At 60.9% G+C, this 21,236-nt stretch carries 17 protein-coding genes; 5 read left to right on the top strand and 12 right to left on the bottom strand.

What is annotated here, in order from left to right; all coding sequences use genetic code 11:
• Positions 1–21: 21 nt before the first annotated feature.
• The 6 genes from M2343_RS00960 to M2343_RS00935 all read right to left on the bottom strand — a co-directional run bounded on the left by M2343_RS00960 (position 22) and on the right by M2343_RS00935 (position 6,960).
• Positions 22–1,701 carry a sulfatase gene (locus M2343_RS00960; RefSeq protein ID WP_264575250.1) on the bottom strand — a complete coding sequence of 560 codons (1,680 nt, stop codon included), beginning with the start codon at positions 1,699–1,701 and terminating at the stop codon, positions 22–24.
• On the bottom strand, positions 1,698–2,633 hold the full coding sequence (locus M2343_RS00955; protein ID WP_264577460.1) for a formylglycine-generating enzyme family protein: 936 nt from the start codon (positions 2,631–2,633) through the stop codon (positions 1,698–1,700). The genes M2343_RS00960 and M2343_RS00955 overlap by 4 nt, the downstream gene beginning before the upstream one ends.
• Positions 2,634–2,721: 88 nt before the next feature.
• Positions 2,722–4,410, bottom strand: coding sequence for a glycoside hydrolase family 3 protein (locus M2343_RS00950; RefSeq protein WP_264575249.1), 1,689 nt, complete (start codon positions 4,408–4,410; stop codon positions 2,722–2,724).
• Between the two features lie 831 nt (positions 4,411–5,241).
• On the bottom strand, positions 5,242–5,721 hold the full coding sequence (locus tag M2343_RS00945) for a hypothetical protein (RefSeq protein WP_264575248.1): 480 nt from the start codon (positions 5,719–5,721) through the stop codon (positions 5,242–5,244).
• An 85-nt stretch (positions 5,722–5,806) separates the two neighbouring features.
• On the bottom strand, positions 5,807–6,178 hold the full coding sequence (locus M2343_RS00940) for a hypothetical protein (protein ID WP_264575247.1): 372 nt from the start codon (positions 6,176–6,178) through the stop codon (positions 5,807–5,809).
• Positions 6,179–6,414: 236 nt separating this feature from the next.
• Positions 6,415–6,960, bottom strand: a complete 546-nt coding sequence (locus M2343_RS00935; RefSeq protein WP_264575246.1) for a PEPxxWA-CTERM sorting domain-containing protein — start codon at positions 6,958–6,960, stop codon at positions 6,415–6,417.
• 238 nt (positions 6,961–7,198) lie between these two features.
• Here M2343_RS00935 and M2343_RS00930 point away from each other — a divergent pair, with 238 nt between their 5' ends.
• The 3 genes from M2343_RS00930 to M2343_RS00920 all read left to right on the top strand — a co-directional run bounded on the left by M2343_RS00930 (position 7,199) and on the right by M2343_RS00920 (position 11,309).
• Positions 7,199–7,894 carry a response regulator gene (locus M2343_RS00930; protein ID WP_264575245.1) on the top strand — a complete coding sequence of 232 codons (696 nt, stop codon included), beginning with the start codon at positions 7,199–7,201 and terminating at the stop codon, positions 7,892–7,894.
• A gap of 100 nt (positions 7,895–7,994) precedes the next feature.
• Positions 7,995–9,050, top strand: a complete 1,056-nt coding sequence (locus M2343_RS00925) for a hypothetical protein (protein ID WP_264603851.1) — start codon at positions 7,995–7,997, stop codon at positions 9,048–9,050.
• A gap of 84 nt (positions 9,051–9,134) precedes the next feature.
• A complete protein-coding gene (locus tag M2343_RS00920; protein ID WP_264575243.1) occupies positions 9,135–11,309 on the top strand; it encodes a sensor histidine kinase in 2,175 nt (724 codons plus the stop codon).
• Between the two features lie 222 nt (positions 11,310–11,531).
• Here the strand turns inward: M2343_RS00920 and M2343_RS00915 are convergent, their stop codons facing one another.
• Together M2343_RS00915 and M2343_RS00910 are read right to left on the bottom strand one after the other, a co-directional pair.
• Complete coding sequence (locus tag M2343_RS00915) at positions 11,532–12,254, bottom strand: PEPxxWA-CTERM sorting domain-containing protein (RefSeq protein WP_264575242.1); 723 nt, start codon at positions 12,252–12,254, stop codon at positions 11,532–11,534.
• A 55-nt stretch (positions 12,255–12,309) separates the two neighbouring features.
• Complete coding sequence (locus M2343_RS00910; RefSeq protein WP_264575241.1) at positions 12,310–14,109, bottom strand: ATP-binding protein; 1,800 nt, start codon at positions 14,107–14,109, stop codon at positions 12,310–12,312.
• Positions 14,110–14,238: 129 nt separating this feature from the next.
• Here M2343_RS00910 and M2343_RS00905 point away from each other — a divergent pair, with 129 nt between their 5' ends.
• Complete coding sequence (locus tag M2343_RS00905; RefSeq protein ID WP_264577459.1) at positions 14,239–14,886, top strand: response regulator transcription factor; 648 nt, start codon at positions 14,239–14,241, stop codon at positions 14,884–14,886.
• A gap of 303 nt (positions 14,887–15,189) precedes the next feature.
• A complete protein-coding gene (locus M2343_RS00900; protein WP_264603850.1) occupies positions 15,190–15,912 on the top strand; it encodes a hypothetical protein in 723 nt (240 codons plus the stop codon).
• A gap of 76 nt (positions 15,913–15,988) precedes the next feature.
• Here M2343_RS00900 and M2343_RS00895 read toward each other — a convergent pair whose 3' ends face one another.
• The 4 genes from M2343_RS00895 to M2343_RS00880 all read right to left on the bottom strand — a co-directional run bounded on the left by M2343_RS00895 (position 15,989) and on the right by M2343_RS00880 (position 21,232).
• Positions 15,989–16,495 carry a hypothetical protein gene (locus M2343_RS00895; RefSeq protein WP_264575239.1) on the bottom strand — a complete coding sequence of 169 codons (507 nt, stop codon included), beginning with the start codon at positions 16,493–16,495 and terminating at the stop codon, positions 15,989–15,991.
• A gap of 12 nt (positions 16,496–16,507) precedes the next feature.
• The gene (locus tag M2343_RS00890; protein WP_264575238.1) at positions 16,508–16,897 is read right to left on the bottom strand and encodes a hypothetical protein; all 390 of its coding nucleotides are present in this window, start codon (positions 16,895–16,897) and stop codon (positions 16,508–16,510) included.
• A gap of 114 nt (positions 16,898–17,011) precedes the next feature.
• Entirely contained in the window at positions 17,012–19,114 is a 2,103-nt protein-coding gene (locus M2343_RS00885) for a PQQ-dependent dehydrogenase, methanol/ethanol family (protein WP_264575237.1), read from the bottom strand.
• A gap of 3 nt (positions 19,115–19,117) precedes the next feature.
• Complete coding sequence (locus M2343_RS00880) at positions 19,118–21,232, bottom strand: xanthine dehydrogenase family protein molybdopterin-binding subunit (RefSeq protein WP_264575236.1); 2,115 nt, start codon at positions 21,230–21,232, stop codon at positions 19,118–19,120.
• Between the last annotated feature and the right edge of the window lie 4 nt (positions 21,233–21,236).

Here is a 21,236-nt window from a genome sequence, read left to right as displayed (position 1 = left end):
CCGAAAGAAGCCGCAGGGGCTTTAGGGCCGGTAGAACTTCTTTTCGGCATCGGCTTTCACCTTCGCCTCACTATCCGGGAACAGGCCGTTCATCTTGGATGGCAGGTTGGGCTCGATGTACCACTCTTCCGGGAAATCAGCGGCTCTCGTTCCCCCGATCTTGCGGCTGACGAGGCCCGCGCTGGTCTTCTCCGAGAACGGCACCACATGCTGGCCCTGATTATTCGCAAGCTGCTCGAAGAGCGCCTTGCGCAACGTAATCTTGGTTTCGAGCCAGGCGGGATCGTTGATGAGGTTATGCTGTTCGTCGGGGTCGGACTTGAGGTCGTACAATTCCTCAAGATCCCAGACGCCATGATACTGGATGTACTTCACGCGGTCGCGCTGGATGGCAAAGGTGGTCGGCGTCTGCGGGAAGCTCCACTCCCAGTAATATTCATACACGAAGTCGCCGGCCGCCCACGTCTTTTCATCGACCTTGCCTTCGGCCAGCGGCAGGAAGCTCTTGCCTTCCATCTGCGCCGGCTTGCCGAGATGCGCGACATCGAGGAATGTCGGCGCGAGATCGAGATTGCGGACGACCGCGGGATTGGTGGCGCCCTTGGGCAGAGTGCCCGGCGCCCAGACGATCATCGGCACGCGCACGGACGGCTCATAGGCATTGCGCTTGTCGATCAGACCATGCTCGCCGATCAGGAAACCATTGTCGGAATAGAAGACGACCATCGTATTTTTATCGAGGCCGTTCTTCTTCAGATAGGCCATGATTCGGCCGAGACTCTCATCCACCGGACTGAGCGTGCGATAGTAATCGCGCACCTGCTCCACCATCGAGCGGTCGGTGTGATAGGGGAAGTCCGCGCCATGCCAACTGTTGCGCTGATTGCGCACCCACATCGGCTTGCCGGCATTGTTCTCCGGCGTGTCAGCCATGCTCGCGGGCAGGTCGATCTTCAGGTCGGCATATTGGTTTTTGTACCGGTCAGGCGGCACCGGATCGGAATGCACCGCCTTGTGGCTGAGATACAGGAAGAAAGGTTTGCTCTTGTCCCGGTCCTTCTCCAGCCACGTCATCGCATAGTCGGTCAGTTCGTCGGTGATGTAGCCCTTCTGCTGGACAGGCTTGCCGTCCACATTCAGCATCTGGCGCTCGCCGGCGGCGATCCGTGCGGGCGACAGCAGGTCCGTGGGGAAGTAGGTCCCCTGCCCCTTGAAGCTCACCCAGCGATTGAATCCAGGCCGGGGCGCATCCGTATCCGCGCCCATGTGCCATTTGCCGAAAAAGCCGGTCTGGTAGCCCGCCTGCTGGAGATAGGCGGGGAAGAAGGTCAGATGCTCTTCCGATGAATCATGATTGTCCACCACGCCGTGATTGCGCGTGCTCTGACCGGTCAGGATCGTGGCCCGGCTCGGCGAACAGAGCGAGGAGGTGACGACGGCGTTCGGGAAATAGACCCCTTCCTTGGCCAGCCGATCGATATTGGGGGTGTTGAGGCCCGGCTTGAGAAACCCCATCGCATCGTAGCGGAGGTCATCGACCAACACGAAGACGATGTTCATCGGCTTGCCGGGGTGAGCAACCGTCTGCGGTGCAGCGGGCGCGCCAGCAGTCGGGGTGGGCTGACCGGCCCAGGCTGCTGTGGTCAGCAGGATGCCGGCCGAGAAAGCGGCGGCGCGCAAGGCGATGCGGGAGCGGGTCATGACGGCATGTCCTCCTTGTTGTCCCTGATGATGCAACGGAAGCCGATATGGCTGGTCGAACTGTCCACCGACTGCGGATGGCGTGCTGCCGGCCGGTAGCGCTGGCAGTAATTGGGCGCGCAAAGATGCGAGCCGCCCTTCAAAACCTTGCGGCCGATCGGCACATGCGGCGTACAGGGATCGACGCTATCCCGTTCCGTGCCACCGCGTGGGTTGGATGGCACGCAGCAGGCACCGGCAGGCTTCGTTTCGGCCTTGGGCAAGGCGTACCAATCGACCGTCCATTCCCAGACATTGCCGATCATGTCGAAGAGGCCATAGTCGTTGGGCGGATAAGTACCGAGAGGGGACGTGCGGAGATATCCGTCGGTCATGAGGTTCTGGTGCGGGAACTCGCCCTGCCAGTAATTGGCCAGGACACGACCGTCTGGCGCCAGTTCCTCGCCCCAGGCATAGTCCAGGCCCTCAGACCCGCCGCGTGCCGCATATTCCCACTCGGCTTCCGTCGGCAGGGCCTTGCCCGCCCAATCGGCATAAGCCTGCGCGTCCTCATAGGCGATGTGGACGACCGGATGGTCCCACAGGCCGTCGAGCGCGCTGTCCGGTCCGTGCGGGTGCCGCCAATCCGTGCCGAAGCTGAACTGCCACCACTCGCGGAAATCTCGGAGATCGACCGGGCCGCTCGTTGGCATGAACAAGAGGGAGCCCGGCCGGGCGAGTTCGGCCGGCATACCGGGATAATCGGCAGGATCAGGCGCGATCTCCGCCAAAGTCCGGTGGCCCGTGGCCTTGACGAACTCGGCGAAGGCGCGATTGGTCACTGGCGTTTCATCCATCCAGAAGCCGTCGACACGGACCTGCCGCACGGGCCGTTCCTCTGGATAGAATCGCTCCGATCCCATGGTGAAGACGCCACCGGGTATGTACCGCATGTTGGAGGTGCCGCCGGTCGTCATTTATTGCCGCCGATCATCTGGGACAGCGCAACGCGCTGGGCAGCACGTAGAGAGCCGTTCCCGTTTACCACCGCAACTGCTCCATGCCGCAGAAAGGATCGACCGGACTATCCCCCACAAAGGGCTGCTGACCGAAGAGGCGCAGAGCCAGTTCCTCCTGAACGACGGGCAATGCGCTATACGCGTTGATACAGGTCGACATATTCGGCGCGTCGTAGAGATAATAAGGCTGCCCGAACGATACGAGCAGCGTCGGAATTTCACGATTGAACTGCACCATGGCGAGGCGCGAGCCGCCATGCAGCTTGGTGAAGTCGAGGTAGATGTGGCTGATCGCCGGCGTCGCCTCCTGCCCAACGAGATAGAGCAGCAGATCGCAATCGTCACGGGTCGGCAGGTTTTCCGGGTCGTAAAAGCGAAGATCATGCCCCGTGGCCTTCAACGCCTCGAGCAGCGGATCGAAGCTGCGGGGTGCTGCGCCCGAGACGAAATTCCAGCCTTCATCGGCGATCACGACGATGCGTCGGTGGCGCTGGACATCAAGCGGCAGCAAAGCCTGACTGTCCTTGACCAGCGTGATGCTCTTGCCGGCAGCCTGCCGCGCGGTTTTACGGTGATCATCGTCGGCAAGCTTCGCTTTCAGCGCGTCGAGCGGCGGCAAACGGTCTTCGGGCGCAGCGCGGTGCAGGCCGAGCGCCGCTTTTAGGGTCAGCATGCGCGTGACAGCCTCCTCCAGCCGCTGCGCCGAGAGGCGCCCTTCCCGCAGGCCTCTGAGCATATGGTCCATGTCCGCGCGAGGCTCACGGCTGAACAGGAACACGTCGCAGCCATTCTCGATCACCGCCGGAACAGCCGTCGCGCGGTCCATCCAGCTGGTCAGCCCGCCCATCACTGTCGCATCCGAGACGATGAGGCCGCGAAAGCCAAGCTCGTCGCGCAGCAGATCCTGATTGAGCAGGCGCGACACGGCGGCGGGCGTAAACGCATCCCGCCCACTATCCGGATACCGCGCACGTACATAGGACGGCAGGGCGATGTGCCCGGACATGATCGTCATCACCCCGGCTTCGATCATCGCGCGGAAGATACGGCCGAAGCTTTGTTCCCAGGCGTCCAGCGACAGAGCGTTGACGGAAGTGCTCAGATGCTGATCGCGATCATCGATCCCGTCGCCCGGCCAGTGCTTGGCGCAGGCCGCTAGGCCTTCCGATTGCAAGACCCGGATATAGGTCGAAGCGTGATTGATGATCCGCTCCGGATCGGCCCCGTAGGACCGCGTACCGACCACGGCGTTGCGGAACGCCTGATTGATGTCGACGACCGGGGTGAATGACCAATTGTAGCCGAGCGCCTGGCTCTCTCTTCCCACGACACGCGCGAGCCGCTCGGTGAGATCGAGATCATTGCAGGCCGCGATGCCCATCTGGTTGGGGATTTGCGTCGCAAAGGGTGCGCTCAGCATCCCGCCTTCGATATCGCCGGAAAGGATCAGCGGCACGTCCGAGCGATCCAAATGCGCGCGCGTCGCCACCCAGGCCGCTTCGAGGTCATGCGTCGGAAACCGGTGAACGCCGCCCGGCGCAAAGCCGGCCAGCCAATCCACCTCTTCCAGCGTATCCTGCCGGGAAGAGAGAATGAAAAGTTGGGAGATCTTCTGCTCGACACTCAGACTGTCGCGCGTCCGCTCCACCCACACGCGGTCTTGCGGCGAAAGGGACAGGGGATCGTTAGACGAGGCGCGATCGATGGTCATGATACTCGATACTTATGAGGGTTCGACTGAAAGCTGTGGCCCACCCAACAGCCGCAAGATACCCGGTGCCTGCCTGGAGAGAGAGCGGCAGGCACCGGGAGCCAGGGCAGCGCGGGTCATAGCCCGGCGCCCACGTGAAGCTGGTTGTGGATGCGCGGACCCGAGGATTAAACGCGGATGCCGCAGACACGTCAGTACTTTGATAGCTTTTGGCGTAAGCCAGCCCGGATTGGCTTAGAGGATCTCGGTTACGCGAGGCTTGTCCTGCGAGAGCCTCCGCAGTTTGAGGTCGCGGCGCCGGATGATCGGGGTTTTTTCTTGCGAACCACAGCAAGTCGTTGTCGGCGATCCATGCAACTGCGTCATCATGGGCATTTCCAATCCCATTAGCACTGAAAGTCATCATGCACCTCTCCGATCTCCACACGACCCCCAATCGCCGGTGGTACGACGAGAGGTAAGCGATGTAGCGCTACATATCTAGTCTGCGGCCGGAGTCAAATCATGCGAACATAAGCTGTCTGTCGCGATCATCCGCAAGTTCAGATGTAACAGAGAGTGCTTTCGCAGCCAAGCGAACGGCAGCTATCGCCTTAACCGGACGTTCAAGGGCGCGGCGCTGAATGACGGGTTTGTCCCACGACCTTCCGGCAGCAGGCGACCAGACCCGGTCGTTCCTGGCCGGCAATGCGAACGTCAGCTCATGCCGAAACCTGCCGCTCGGTTTGCCCAAGCGCCTAGGTTGCAGACCGCCGACCTTGCGGCCGTTGGACAGCCTGAAACCATCCCCTGCAAGCGGATGTTCGTTAATCTGGCCTGGTAGCGTCCTCTTCAGCCGAAGAGCCGGACTATGAGGGGCCACACCTTAGGGGCCCAAACCCAGATCGCCGTCGCCACGATCGACGCGCAGATTCCGCTGAGGAAGCCGATTGTACGCTCTCTGCGAATGTCCGGGACGCCGGCTATCTCTTGGAAAGCACTCACGTCCTGCGCAATTATGCGGCGGATCGATTCAAGCTTCTGCTGAGCGTCGTCCTTGTTAGACAGCGCAGTGTTGAGTGCGTGCACAACGGTGGCATGTTCGACGCGTGCCGCCTCAGCGTCGGCCCGCAATTCATCTATCGCTTCAAGGCTTTCACTCAAAGCGGCCTTTGCTTCGTCTAACCGTGCGATGCGCTGATCGACCGAGCGCCTACTGCCGCCGGAGATAGTAGCGTCCACGCCCATGGCGCGAAGTATCGCTTTGAGAATACTTTCGACCAGATTGCCCGTGATCAGATCGAGCGTATTGAGAAAAGGCCCTAGACTCATTCTACCCCCATTCGGCCCTTGCGGGTCTTGGGCGATCAGCTGCCAGTGTGCTTCCGCCCCTGCAGCCAGCGCTAATCGCCTTCTATCAACCCTCGAAAATCGCCTTTGAAATCTTCGTAATCTTGACCGTGAAGCCACTTGCGGTCGAGCTATGGCTTCTTCGTAATTGCTCCAAGGTTGCAGGGTGCTCTTTGTAAAAAACAACCGCCTGGCCGGTATAATCTGACGGGCGCAGATCATACTGCTCAGCATAAGCGTTGCGCTCATGGCGCTCACCGCCGACCAGTTCAAACTTATAGTATGGCATCGATTTTCCCTCTTTTGCACCAGCATATTTCTTAGGGAGTTGGCGAGCTGAGAATAAATCTCTGCCCAAGGCAGGTCGCATGGCCGCCAGACTAGCAGAAATTTGCGTCCCTATTCGATAAAGTAATTGGGCGTGAATTCCGTCGAGCACGGACGACTCCCGCCCCGATTGCGGTCATTCGCGGCGCCAAATCAGGTTGCTGAAAGCTGCCGCTCGTTAATCCGATCGGCAGTGCCGAGATGGCTTTCTCCCTGTAACTGATGGCCTTATCACCGTCGGGAGGATGACGATTGGAGGAAAAAAAAGCCCGCCCCGCGAGAGGGGCGGGCTGCAGTCTGGGCTCAAGCAGAGCCCCTCGGGTCGCCTCGTTAAACTTCAGTCTGCGCTCAGAATGCGAGACGCATGTTCATAGCAATTGCGCGCTTTTGGCTACGTTGAAATGCGCCGACAATGCCGAAGCCTGCGATCATCATCGCCCAGGTTGCTGGCTCGGGAACCGGAGGCGCCTCCACCCGAGTTAGAACCGTATTCCCTGCCGGGATGACATAAGAGGTGGGCGTCGAATAGACGGTACTCACCGCGCCGGATGTAACACCGAACATGAAATCAAAATCAGTCGTATGATATACGACGCTTTGCCCGTTCTTGTTTCCGTATATTACAACATGATCGCCGTCGTCGGGATCAACATACGACCAGAGGCTGCTGTTCGACAAATCATGCGTGAAGCCTTCGATGACGTAATGCAGAGCCGTGAGCGCGTAGACGCCACTGTCGCTGTCATGCGAGATCGAGAAAGTGCCGCTCAGGGTCGGATACGCGCCGAGCACAAACTCGTTCGTGAACGCATAATCAGTTACTGTCACCGCCGCCTGAGCCGTTCCCGGCACTATCATTAGGGCTGCGCCCAGCAGCATCGCGAACTTCGTCATACTCTTCCCCTGCTCCCTCATAAAAATGACGCACGATCCGGTGCTCGTATGCGAGATCATGCGCGGTGTTACGGCTGCGCTAAAGGGCGGGCAGTTGCGGCACATCCCCCCGAACGAGGGGTGGGCGGTTACTGTCTCAATTTGTGTCATATGATTGGTTGATACGCGAGGCGCGTACCGACTGAGAGTTGATATCCCCTCGTTTCGGGGGTGTCTGAGGTGACTAAATCATCCTATCGTGGCGGCAAGGGGAACAACGATCAGCGCACAAACACAGATCCGATCGATCTTCGTTCTTGAGGATGTAGTCGCGACGCGCGAATGGCTTATTGCGCTGCTTGCAACGGCCTATCCGGCAGTACCCGTCGCCTCAGCAGGCAGTCTTGCGGTCGCGCGTCGTTGGTTAGGCGCGCAGCCACCGAAGAATGGTCGGGTTCTCTGCCTCGTGGATTTGGGCTTACCGGATGGTTCGGGCGTTGATTTCATTCGCGAACTTCTGGCACGTAACCCCGCGGCGCAAGCTGTGGTTACAACGCTCTATGATGACGATGAGCATCTTCTGGCAGCCATGGCCGCCGGCGCACATGGCTATCTGCTGAAAGACCATGAGCCAGCTGATATCATCCATCGTCTGCAAGCGATGGTGGAACGAGGCGAAAGCCCGATATCGCCGGCGATGGCCGCCCGCATTCTTACGCATTTTCGAAGCCATGCGCGTTTCGTGCGCAGTCAGTCTGAGCCGGTGCAGTTGACCGCCCGCGAGACCGACGTGCTCCGCCTGATCGGACGCGGTTTCAAGATCTCGGAGGCTGCTGATACGTTGAGCCTGAGTGCTACGACTGTTCAAGGCTATCTCAAGACCATCTATCGCAAGCTAGACATCGGGACGCGCGCTGAGGCGGCGGTGGAAGCCGTCAGGCGCGGTCTCGTCTAATCCCTTGCTTGATAAAAATTGCGTGGTTCTCCCCCTGAACGAGGGGAGCACAGGCGCGAGCCTTCTCCCTAGAACAGACCGGCAAACGGAGTGGGGGTTTATGAGACGTGCAATCTTGAAAGGTGCGGCGAGCGCGGCATTGCTTTTCTGCGGCGTCGTCGCGCAAGCCGAGAAATATCCCAAGATCGCGGAGCCGGTGTCATTCGCTCCCACCGCTGATCATGCCGGCGATGCAGGGGCGCTGGTCTGGGTGAACAAGCCAGGGTCCGCCAAGGGTATCAAAAAGGTCATCATTCCCTTCTTTCAGGTCCAGTTCGTCGTGGATAGCGACACGAGTGCTGTCGCAGGGAACGCCTCGTCCAAGATGATGGTCAAACTGGTTGGGCCGACGTCCGATCAGATGCAGGCAATCACGGATCGGCTTTATGCCAGACTTTTGAGCGATCTCGCAGCGGCCGGCCTAGATGTCGTCGATGCGCGGCAAGCGCGCGGTTACGCCAATTTCGCCAAGCTCCAGGATGGCGGAAAACCGAGCGGCAGCAAGATCGACGGTCACGAGGGCGTCAACTCGCTGTTTTTTGCTCCTTCAGGGATGACCTTCTATTTTCTCCCCACTCAAGACATCGCTTATACCGGGGCTGGGTCCTTCGGCGGGTTCAGCACTGCGATGCTGCCGCCGCGCGAGCAGGCATTGATGGAGGAATCGGGCGCGGCAGTGCTTGGCTTTCGCGCGGTCGTCGATTTCGCCAGCCTGACGAACAACAATAAGCGATCTCCCTTCCGGATGCTGCGCAGCAAGGCGAAGACGTCAGCGGAGGCTGGTATCGCAATCCGACCGATCGCGACGCAGCTTTGGCTGATGACGCCGCAGGCGAAGCCGGGCGTCACGGACATGCAAAACCGGATGCGGTTCGAAGTTCAGGCGCCGTTGCTAATCGACACCGATGCAATCACGGCCATGACTGATGCGCGGACGGGCGGCGACAAGACGTCCGAGACCTTCGGCAATGCGCTGGGCATGTTGCTGGGTGGCGGCTCGTCCAAGAAACGCAAATATGACATTCATGTCGACCAGGCGGTCTGGGAGAGGGACGTCGAGGCCGCTCTCCAAGGAGTTGAGACCATGCTGATGACGCGCCTGAAGGGCGAGCTCTAGCGTTTCATGACCTGACCGCTATGCTGTCGCGGTGGGGGACTGACATCTATGATTGGATCCTTGCCGGGAGCGTCGGGACCCGGCTTGAAGCTAGCGGCATTATCAGCATTTGACCGACCCCAATTGCTGCTTCGGTTCTTTGCCTTCGCTATTCTGGGGCTGGCGCTGGGCACGGTCGTGCTGATGCTTCGTGTTCCGCTCGTCTCGGTCGACGCCGAGATGGGCGCGAACGGCACAATCAGTATCTTTGACGCCGCAAAGCGCATCACTGTGGCGGGCGAGTCTGTGGTGACGTTCCGCTCAACGGTGAGCGGCGAGGTGGTCCGCATTCCAGCCGCGCTCTTGCCCGGCGTTGCTGAGCCGCGCGGCAGTCGTGCCGAGAACCAGCTCTACTGGGCGGCACGGGATCGGCTGGCAAGCATAGTCGCTGCCGGGCCTGTTGCCGTTGAGGCCGGAAATCAGCGGCTCGAAGCAGTCGCGCGGCAGCGAAATTTTTCCGATTTGACCACCGGTTTCTGGCTGTCCCTCACGGCTGGCGCGATTGCCGCCCTGACTGGCCTCTGGGTGTGGATCCTCCGTCCGCGTGCCTGGGCACCGATCATGTTCGCCCTGAGTGGAACCGGCCTCTTTGTTGGATGCGCGACAATTGCGCTGAACATCAGTTCGGGGCTCGGTTTCAGCGGAACCCTCGATCAGATCATGCTGATCGCGAACTATCTTTCCGGCGTGGTCTGCGCAGGGAGCCTCGTTGCTTTGTTCGCCCGGTTTCCACGGCCGCTGGTGAGCCCGTTCTGGCTTTGGATGCTTGCGATCGTGAGTGTCGCGATTGCCCTCGATGTCGCTTTCGATCTTTTCCCAAATGCGGTCGATGTCGCCATTCTTTCCGCAGGTCTCGAGAGCATCGCGATCATCGTGCTGCTCGCGCTGCAGACCTGGCATGCCCGCCGTGATCCGGAAACACGTTCTGCGCTGATGCCGATCACAATCGGCACCGCCGTATCGGTCATCCTGTTTCTCGTTCTATCTCTGGCGGGTCAGTTCAATGGTGGAACGCCACTCGTGTCCCCGGACATGACTGCGCCCTTGCTGCTGATGCTATATCTGGGCCTCGGCATCGCGATTATCAGGGCCAGACTGTTCGCGCTGGGGCGCTGGGCGCTTAGTCTGCTCCTTTCCGCATGTGCCATTCTCTTCCTCCTCATCGTTGATGCAGTTCTCCTGGCCACGGTCACGCAGCAACGCGATCTCGCGCTGTTCCTCTCTGCGATGGCGGGAATCACACTCTATTTGCCGATGCGTGAGTGGTTGCTTCGGCGCGCAGAGCGTCTACGCGACGGACAGGCGCGCGACCTGCTGCAATTTGCCGGGGATATGGCGCTCGCACCGACAGCGCAACTGGCTCGTCAGGCATGGCATGAAGCCGCCAAAGCGATGTTTGAGCCGCTCGAGACTGGCGCGATCACATTTTCCGGTGATGAGCCGCGAATCCTGGACAACGGAAGCGCCTTCTATTTCCCTTCGCCAATGGCGGATGACGGCTTGCTGCTGCGCTTCCCCGGTGGGGGCACGCGTGTCTTCAAAGGGAGCGACTTCGAGACCGCCCGGCAGTTCTCCGAGCTCGTCCGTCGATTGCTCGATGCACGGGATGCCTACTTACGCGGGGTAACCGAGGAGCGGGGAAGAATTGCGCGCGATTTGCACGACGATGTAAGCGCGCGCCTTTTGACGAGCCTGCATCGCCCAAGTGCCGAGGCGATGCACGAAGATGTGCGAAGCGCCATGGCTGATATCCGAACAATCATCACCGGCCTGTCAGGTGCGCCGCAATCCTTCGAGGCGATGCTCGCCAATCTCCGCCATGAAAGCCAGGGCCGATTGGAAACGGCGGGTACTACGCTGGATTGGCCGATCCCAGCCACGACGACTGAGGACTGGTTACTCGATTATTCGACAGGCCGGCAGATTGTGTCGATTGTTCGCGAATGTGTGACCAACATCATTCGCCACGCCAATGCGACATCGGCGCGGATCTGGGTACATGTTACCGAGGATCGCCTTATCGTGGAGATCTGCGACGATGGACGCGGGATCGTTGAGGACCAAACGAAAGGCAATGGGCTTCTGAACGCCACACGAAGAGCAGCGTCTGTCGGAGGGGAGTTCTCGGTCGCGTCTAGCGGTCGAGGCACGCAGGCGCGTCTGAGTGTTCCCATATTGCCGCAAGAGGTGCCGCTGCAAACGGCAAGGTCACTAATATGAGCCTTTGACCGCGATCGCCCTGAAGTCGGACTCTCAGATGGCCAAGTGAACATCCTAAAAGTAGCCGTTCGTTCATCTCGCTCATAATGTTCTCAACTGGGACGATTCTGCCGTTCGCATGCGCATGCCGAACGGCAGATCTTTTCAGGAGCCGCCGCTCAACGTCGGCCCGGCCGGCATTCCGACAGGTCAGAAACTTGGCCGGTTGCGATCAGTCCGCTATTAGCCGACAAGCTCATTGACGCTGAGGGTCGTTGCTAACGGCTGGCGGATCAAAACGCGGCGGCCGCGTCGACGGAGGGCACCGCCCAGCACCCCGAAGCCACCAAGCATCATCGCCCAGGTCGCTGGCTCAGGGACAGCACTTGTCTGCCCCACCATCCCAAACCGCACATCGTCGAAACCAACGATGTCGCTGCGGGTATAGAAGGACAGGCTTGTCACTGCACCCGACGTGGTAAAACCGACGAAGGCGCCGCCGCCGCCCTCCACTCCCGGCAGATCGATGAACTGAGCCGATCCGTCATTGAAGCTCAACTGCACTGGCCCACCGACAAGCGTGTTCTGCAACCCCGTCAGGAGTGCGCCGAAGGTATTGATGGGCGTATCGAACGTGAACGTGATAAGGCCGCTACCAAAGTGGAGATAGTTGCCACCGCCCAAGGTCGTATTGAAGCCGCAACGGTGAGCGCAGCCTGCAACTGGGGTTACGCTGGTGATGGAGCCACTGCTCCAGGCGAACCCGGCGGGAGCTGGGGACTCGAAATCGACGAACGTCAGCCCGGGCGCTGCTATATCAAAGGCGGTAGCGGCCGCGACGGCTTGGGGCATTTCACCACGAGTGGTCGCGTGGCTGTCTCCCGCCATTTGAAACGTAACGGCAGCAGCGGCCGGACTGGCAGTTGCGAGGACCATGAACGCGCTGATGTACGAACGAATGCACATGACTATATTTTCCCCTGTTGATGCTTGATCGGGGAATACGTAACGGTCTGGCCCGTCAGAACCCCTGATCAGGGGGGTGTCCCAATCCGGGATCGCGATCGTTGAGCGGTACTTTTACAAGCACCGCGAAACCAGTCGTCACATCGATCGGGCCAAAGGTTCCGCCGATTTGCTCGGCACGACGGCGGCAGTTGACCAAGCCGTTGCCGGCAGGGGTACTCAAACTCGCGCCCTCTCCGTCATCGGCAAGCATCAGCGACAGCCAGCCGTCAGCGACTTTCACCTCTACCCTAACGTGAGCAGCACTTGCGTGGCGCAGCACATTGGTGACGCTCTCCCTCACAATTGAGAGAAGGTGGCGGTATTGAGCGGATGTTACCGTTTCATCTGGGATCGCCTCCGCTATCCAGTCTAGCCTGATTTGTGCCGCTTCCAGCCGCGTTGCCGCCTCGTGGCGAAGCTCGGCAATCAGGCCCGCGAGCAACCGGTTATGAGCTGATGCCCCACGTACGATACCGCGTATTTCGAGCAGGGCGCCCCGCACGTCATTGCGCATCGCATCCGGTTTGTCGCGTAGAAGGCTCGTCACGAGTAGCCCGCTGACGTCATCGTGGAGATCACGCGCGATACGTTCGCGCTCCTCGTCCCTGCCCCGCACATAATTGTCGCGCCCAGCGATCAGCTGCTCAAGCAAGTGCATGAGATTGCCAGCCGTGACTGTATCTTCGACAGTGAACAGTCGGCGGCCCTGATCGGCATGTCGGCAAACGACAGGGGGCAGAGACCCACTTCCGGGAAGACGCAACGCGACGCCACCCTCGGCGCACTCCAAGGCTTGGACCTCCTCGCTGACAGAACCGATCTCTGTAGGATCGAACAACGACCTGAGCGCTTCTTGCCAGCGAACCTCGACCGCTTCCTGCGAAACCGCAAAAGCCAAACCAGCGGCGTGTTCGAGTATCTGGCGAGCCTGCCAGGATCGTTGACGTTCGGCGCGACGGGCGGCGGCGATCCGAAACGGTGTCCAGGCAGTGACAACGCTCGCCAGTCCGAGCGGTAAGGCGAGGCCAATGCTGCCGGTCGCAAGAAAGAGAAGTGCAGTCGCCAGCAGCAGAGCGATAGAAAGTGCAGTCGCGACCATCAATCGCGCGGCCCAGCCTCCTGCGGCAAATGGCTCGATCGGCCCGATAGCGAGCCCGAGGCCGATGAAGATCAGGGTATTGATGGGGGTCGCCATCAGTGCCAGCGGAGTTGCCTCGAACAACCGGGCACCGAAGACGTCGAGCAGAAGATGCAACGAGGCTCCGATCAAAACGACGAATGCCAAACAGCTCATGCGCAGTCGCACGCGGGCGTCGCGCCGGCCCACTATGGTTTGCTTACCCACCAACACGACGATTGCGATGATGGCGATGGCAGCCGCGAGGTCGAACATGCTGTCGTTCCCGCCAAGCGTTAGGACGAGCGTCAATCCAGCAAGCAAGACTTCTGCGGCCGCAATCATGCCAGCGCTGCGCCGCGAGAGCAGCGCGCCGGGATAACGCAAGAAGAGGGTAGCCAAGGCTGCGTAGAAAAGCAGCAATCCCGACATCATAACTATCATGCCGAACGCCTCGGCTTCACGCGGTAAAATTGCGGCGACCCAATCTGTGGCCGAAAGATAGTAGCCGACACCAGCCAACAGATAGCAGCGGGCCGCCCAAGGACTTTCCGCCGAACGCAGCATCCATGCGGCAAACACCATCCCGATGCCGCCGCTCGCCAGTTGGGTGATAAATACGAAATCGCGGAAACCAGGCTGCCAAGGCGTCGCAACAGCTAAAACACCCGCCGCGACGAGGATCGGGACGATCACCCTCGCCGCTGTCCACCATGGATCCCGTCTTTCCCCCATCATCTCCCTCTGCACATCAAGAAGGGGTTTCGATACCCTAAATTGCGGGGTGCGCTGTGCCCCGAAATCAGGCAGCATGGTCTGGTGACGATGACCCCAACCTCAGCGATTGTTGTAGAGGATCAGCCCACTGTTCGCGCCTGGCTGAGCGCATGCGTCCGCAGCGGCTTTCCTGAGATCGCGGTGACAGAGGTGGGCACTCTACGTGCAGCGCGCGCGGCGCTGCACGAAAGCGCGGCCGGATTCGATCTCGGACTGATAGACTTGGGTCTGCCGGATGGCTCGGGCATCGAACTGATTGCCGAAATCGCACGCTGCTTCCCGCGAACGATTGCGATCGTCACGACGGTTTATGATGACGATGCCCATCTGTTCGGCGCCCTTGGTGCAGGGGCTGGCGGGTACGTCCTGAAAGACGCAAACGACCAGGAGCTCACTGCCAGCCTGCGCGCGATTATCCGAGGTCAGCCGGCGCTCTCGCCGTCGATTGCGCAACGCATCCTTACTCATTTCCGTTCAGATATACCGCCGCTGGAAACACCACGGGAGATACTAACTCCGCGTGAAATCGAGGTGCTTGCTTGGCTTGGCCGCGGCTTCACTGCGCGTGAAACGGCAGAGCGTCTGGCTTTGAAAGAGCAGACTGTGGCCAGCTACATCAAAGTCATTTATTCGAAGCTGAACATCACTCGGCGTGCCGAAGCGACGCTTGAGGCGCGCCGCCGCAAGCTGGTATAATGATGGCGGGCCTCGGCGACCTTGCGATTAGATATAATCATCGCGAACTTATCAGGGTGTTTCCATGCCTTTGGAAAGTCTACTTCGGAGCGATTCGATCGCGAGCGTTATCATTATAAGACGCTCGCGGCAGGTGATCTCATCGACCGGCTTTGGTCGGAAGCCGCCGGCTCCGGAAGACACGGACGCGGCGTCCACAGCCGCCCACCTATCGGACATCCAGGTCCGCACCTATGTGCCCTGACAGCGGCCATTTGTTCAGGGGCTGAAGGCCGGAAGCGCGCCAATCGATTTTTATGTTGAATGGGCGCGCTTCGCCGGCCTTTAATGGTTGTTGCGAAGGCCGTATCTCAAGGCGAGCGGTTCGGGCATAATGTGGCCGTGAAAGGCTTCACTCGATATTATCGCGAACCCGCTTTTAGAGCCGAGGTCGATGCCCAATTTGCGCTCGCGGCATCTGCCAGCCGGCCAGGCATCTGGATCACCTATGCCATTCATGATCCGACGCGGGCTGACGATATTGATCACCGCGCCGAAGGTTTGATTGTCTACGTCGGCCAATCAAAGCAGTTTGCGACGCGTGTTCGAGACAGAATGACTTCTGCGGGCCGCGCCGTGAAACGGCCGACGGACCGAATAGACGGCCTCCTGTATGACATCATGTCGAGAGGCGCCGCTCCTCGGTGGAGCATTCTCGAAGAGGTTGAGAGCGCTCTCGACAGTCTCGTCTCAGAAACGAATTGGGCAACCCGTTTACGTACAAAGGGATATCCACTCGTCAACCAGTGGTCGGAGCACAGGCTTGGCACTCTTGAAGTGAGCCGCAACGATGTTGACCCCAAACGGCTCTGGCCGATGACTGCATCCGACGCGATTGGCTCGAAAGTGGATGTGGTGATCCGCGATCTGGCTACCGGCGAAGAAGTCGTTGTGGATCTGAATCTGATGCCCCCGAACACGCGCCTGCAGAAAATCAAGGCCCACGCGATCGCTAACGGTCGTCGGGCCCGACTGATAATTCGGTAGTTGCGGGCACGGCAGATCTCGCCAACATAGCCGACACTCCACCCCTTCAAACGACTCCCTAAAACCTACCGTTCGTTCAGCACGCTGTCGCGGCGTAGGGATCGACAGACCCTGGGACGTTTCTGCCGTTCCGGGGTGATGTGTCGAACGGCAGGTTCCGACTGAAGCCGGCGGTCTGCCGAATCAACGGCCGCGCCACATCAAGCGGCAAGTTCCTTGGCAACGGCCGAAAAATATGAGGGGTAGGCTTGGAGGGCAGGGATTGTGGCTTGATGCCGACAAGCCGTACGAACGCCCTCGCGGTCGCGAACACCGTTCCATAGCACAGACAAAAATTGGCAACGATCCGGTCTGCGAAACCGGCCTCCGTGAAAGCTAGCGCGGACGGATCGGTCAGACCATATTTAGTTTGCTTTTGAAGCTTTGAGAGATCCGCGAAGAGGACTTCATCCATGCTTTCGGCTAAGTTGGCCAGTAAGGCAGTGATCACCGCTCGATCGTATGCGAACGCCCCCTCACATAAGGCAACCGCATCTTCGACCGTTGCCCGGTCGCCGCTCACCCTGATATCGAGATCGGCCATGTGGTGATCGATTTAATGGTATGGGCGGCCATTGACCCAGTCTGCCAAAGCATCCTGCAGAAAATCCGTTCTGGAGAGCGACCGAATCGACGATGACGAGTTCCAGGAAATGATTCGAGCTGCCGCAAAATGCAGGAGTTGGCCGGCTTCCATCGGTGCGCGGAGCGGATCGGCATTTTGATTCAGCCAGCTTTGTAGTTGGGACACGATCGCCGGAGACAGCGGCGACTTCCGGATAACGGCGCGTTGATCGCCATCCGTGTTCGCGGCGATGGCAGCAGCGATCATCTCGAATACAGCGATGAGCGCTTGTTTGATCTGCGGACAGGCGAGATGATAGGCTAGAGTGTGGGCGGCCAATTCGGTTACGCGGTCCTGACCTTCTTCTTCTAGGAAAGTCATATTCGCCACGAGAAACGCAGCAGCCCGCGAGTTTCGATTGCAAAGAGATTACAGGAGCTCCCGCCGGTGAATGGGGAGCACTGCCTTGTTATCAGAACGTTCAAATCCTTCGGATCAGCGCGAGAGTGAAGAGCGCTTCACAGGGCTGGAGGTATTGAAACTTTGCGCCTTGAGATAGGCCGAGATGTCGCGCGCCTCCGCCTCGGTCATCACATGCGCGAAGCTCGGCATGCCCGCGGGTGTCAGCGCGCCCTTGATCAATATCTGAGGCAGCATGTCGATCACCTCCGGCGAAGAAGCACGCAGATCCGGCGTGGTGCCGCCGTTGACCGCCTGTCCACCATGACAGATCGCACAATAGTCGCCATAGAGTGCCATGCCACGCCGCTCGGCAGGCCGGTTGACGGCAATCGGTGGACGAATGAAGCGCGGGTCGGCCTGGGGTGCTGCAGGCATGGGCGCGTGGCCGTCCAGCGTGAACACCAGGAGCCGCCGGCCTTCTCCGTATCGCCAGCCATAGCTGGCCATGATCGGGCCACCCGCATTGGCCGCACCACCGCCAACGCCGGTCAACACCGCGAGATATTGCTTGCCATCGACCGCAAAGGAAACGGGCGGCGCGACGATGCCGCCGCCGACATAGCGCTGCCACACCGCCCTGCCGGTATCGGAATCCACAGCAATGAACTGACCATCAGGGCGCCCATAGAATACGAGCCCGCCAGCGCTCGTCATGGTGCCGCCGATGATCGGGGTCGGATCCACAGTGCGCCATTTCTCGCGCTGGCGGACAGGATCCCAAGCCAGCAGGCCCGTGCTGGAAGGCCCGGCCGGGCTCAGTCGTGCCGAACGATCGAACTTTCCTGCTACGAAGCGATAGGAGGCAAGATCTGGCGCGTCCTGATAGCTGGCGCTGTTGATCTGATAGGGAATGAAAACAGTCTGCCGTCTTGGATCGTAGGACATGGGCTGCCAGTTGTGCGCGCCGGCGCCCGTGGGCGCAATGACCGCCGGTCCATCGCCATAGCGGATGTTCGGCGCCTCCACCGGTCGCCCGGTTTTGAGATCGACATGGCTCGCCCAGGTGACAGGCACGATCTTTTCGGCCGAAAGCAGTTGTCCGGTCTTGCGATCCAGCACGTAGAAGAAGCCGTTCTTCGGCGCATGCATGAGCACCTGCCGGACCTGGCCATTGATCGGCAGGTCGGTCAGGATCATGTCCATGGCCGAGGCGAAGTCCCAGCTGTCGCCCGGGGTCTCCTGATAGTGCCAGACATAGTCGCCGGTATCGACATTGAGCGCGACCACCGAGGCCAGAAACAGATTGTCGCCGCCGCCGGGGCTGCGGACATGCTGGTTCCAAGGCCCGCCATTGCCTGTCGCCACATAGACTATGCGCAAGGCAGGATCGTAGGAAAAGGCATTCCAGGGATTGCCGCCCCCGCCCATTTTCCACCATTCGCCGGTCCATGTTTTGGCCGCCATTCGCATGGCCTTGTTCTCGAAGCCATCTGCGGGATTGCCGGGCACGAGGTAGAATTTCCAGGCCTGCTTGCCCGTCTCCGCGTCATAAGCCGAAACGAAGCCCCGGGTGCCGACATCGCCGCCCGCATTGCCGATGATGACCTTGCCGCCAAAGACACGCGGCGCGCCGGTAATCGACAGCGGCAGCTTACGGTCGAAGGTTTGCGCGGTCCAGACTTTCGCTCCCGTTCTGGCATTCAGCGCGATCAGTCGACCATCGACCAATGCCACATAAACCTTGCCGTTCCACAGCGCGACGCCGCGGTTGCGATCCCAGACGATCGCCTCGGCGGCTCGGCCCTGCACCTGGGGATCATAGGACCAGATCTGCTTGCCCGTGCGGGCATCCACGGCATAGACGACGCCCCAGCTCCCGGTCGTGTAGATGATGCCGTTCCAGACCAACGGCGTTGCTTCCATGGCACCCTTGGAGGGCAGGTCCAGCGACCAGGCGAGCCCGAGACGCGCGACGCTCTCGCGGTCGATCTGATCGAGCGGGCTGAAGCGATCCTCGGCGTGGGTCCGCCCATGGCTCAGCCAGTCCCCGGCGAGCGCAACATCACCGATACTGGCGTCGTCCACCAACTGCGCATGGATATCAGGCGCCTTGCTGCACGCCGCGAGCAGCGACGCCGCCATGATCGCGAGAAGCGCTTTGCCCAGAATGCCGCTCAACCGTGCCCCACTCATCATGCCTTACACCCCGCTCGCTGCAAGCGGCAGCGCCCTGATCCGCCGGCCGCTCGCGGCAAAGATCGCGTTGGCAAGCGCGGGGGCGATCCCCGGCACGCCGGATTCACCCACGCCGCGCGGGTCCTCCTCACTCGCCACGATGTGTACTTCGACTGGCGGCGCAGCATTGATGCGCAGGAGGCGGTAATTGGCGAAGCTCGTGGCGGCCATGCGGCCTTTGTCCACCTGTGCGGCCTCGCTCAGCGCGGCGGACAGACCGAAGAGAATGCCGCCCTCCATCTGGGCACGAATGCCGTCGGGATTGATCGGTCGACCGCAATCGATGGCGGACACGATGCGCCTGATGCGCAGCGGCGTGTCGGGCAGCATGGCCACATGGACGATCTGCGCCACGAAGCTGCCGAAGCCCCAGAGCACCGAGACGCCGCGCCCCTCCCCGGTTGGCAAGGCCTCGCCCCATCCTGCCTGCTCGGCAGCAACGTCGAGTACATGGCGCAGCCTCGGCTGATCGATCAGCCGGCGGCGATAATCGATAGGGTCAGCGCCGGCCTCATGAGCCAGTTCGTCGACGAAGCTCTCCAGCGGGAACAGGGTGCGGGCGCGCCCGACGCCGCGCCATGACCCGGTCCGCACTCCGCTTTCCGCGCGGTGATAGGAAAGGTCGCGGACCGGCAGCGCATATGGCATGTCGATCGCAGACTGGATCGCGCCGAGATCCACACCATCCTTGAACATGCGGGCATCGACGCGCGCGAAGACGGAGGAGCCGGCAATTTGATGCGACCAGCCAGCAGGCTTGTTGTTCTCATCGAGGCTTGCGGTGAGTCGATCCAGATAGGCGGGACGAAAGAAATCCTGCCTGAAGTCCTCCTCCCGGCTCCACAACAGCTTGACCGGCCAGGGCAGTTTTTGTGCCACATCCACGGCACGCAGAACGAAGTCATTATCCAGCCGCCGCCCGAATGTGCCGCCGATCGGGAAATTGTGAAGCACCACTTGCTCGACCGGCAGGCCCAGCTTTTGCGCAACCGCGTCGCGCGCAGGGCCGGGCACCTGCGTGCCAGTCCAGATTTCGCACCTGTTCGTCGTGACGTGCGCCGTGCAATTCAGCGGCTCGATGGGTGCGTGCGCGAGGAAGGATTGGCTGTAGGTCGCGCTGATCCGCCGGTCGTTCGCTGCCAGCACCGCTTGCGGGTCACCGCTCGAAAAGGCCATCGCGCCGGGCGCGTTCAGTGCGGTTTCAAGGCCCTGCATCACATCGTCCTGGCTTTGCACCGCGACGCCCTGCGACCATTGCGCCTTCACCGATCTCGCAGCGCTCAGTGCCGCCCAGGACTGGTCGGCAACGACGGCAAAGGCATCATCCAGCTTCACCACGGCGATCACGCCCGGCAGTTGCAACACCGGCGCCTCATCAAGCGCGAGGAGCCGGCCCCCGACTTCCGGACTGGTCACGATCGCCGCGACCTTCATGCCCGGCACCTTGACGTCGATCCCGTAGCGGATGCTACCATTTGCGATTGCGGCGCCGTCTACACGGTGGGCATCCCGGCCGATAATGCGGTAATCCGCCGGTGCCTTCAGGCTGACGGATGCGGGAACGTCCATCAATGCCGCCGCAGTCGCCAACTCACCATAATGCGCTTCCCGGCCAGTCGGCGGATGGCGCACGACGCCCGCAGTCGTCTCAAGCTCTTCTCTGGGGACATCCAGCTGGCGCGCGGCAGCGTCGAGAAGCATGGCGCGTGCCGTCGCGCCGACCTGCCGCATGGGCTCCCAGGCGGAGCGCGCGGATGTGGAGCCGCCGGTGGCCTGTCGCCCGCCGATGCCGAACCGTTCAGGGTCGGCGGGTGCCTGCTCGACCGTGAGCCGGTCCAGCGGAAAATCCAGTTCCTCGGCAACAAGCATGGCCGCCATCGTGGCGACGCCCTGCCCCATTTCGCTTAGGCCGAGGAAAACGGTCGCGCGCCCGCTCACATCCAGCAGGAGGCACGGCATCGGCTGAAAGCCGGAGCCCGAACGAGGCGTCGCTGTGGCACGTCCCGGGCCAGGTTTCAGCGCAAGCGCCAGGCCCGAGGCCACGGCAAACTTGATGAGGGATCGCCGGCTGGTGTCCATGTCG

This window comes from Sphingobium sp. B8D3B (assembly GCF_025961875.1).
GTDB lineage: Bacteria > Pseudomonadota > Alphaproteobacteria > Sphingomonadales > Sphingomonadaceae > Sphingobium.
The sequence above is the reverse complement of the archived record's forward strand: the minus strand, read 5'-3'. Positions and strand labels throughout refer to the sequence as shown.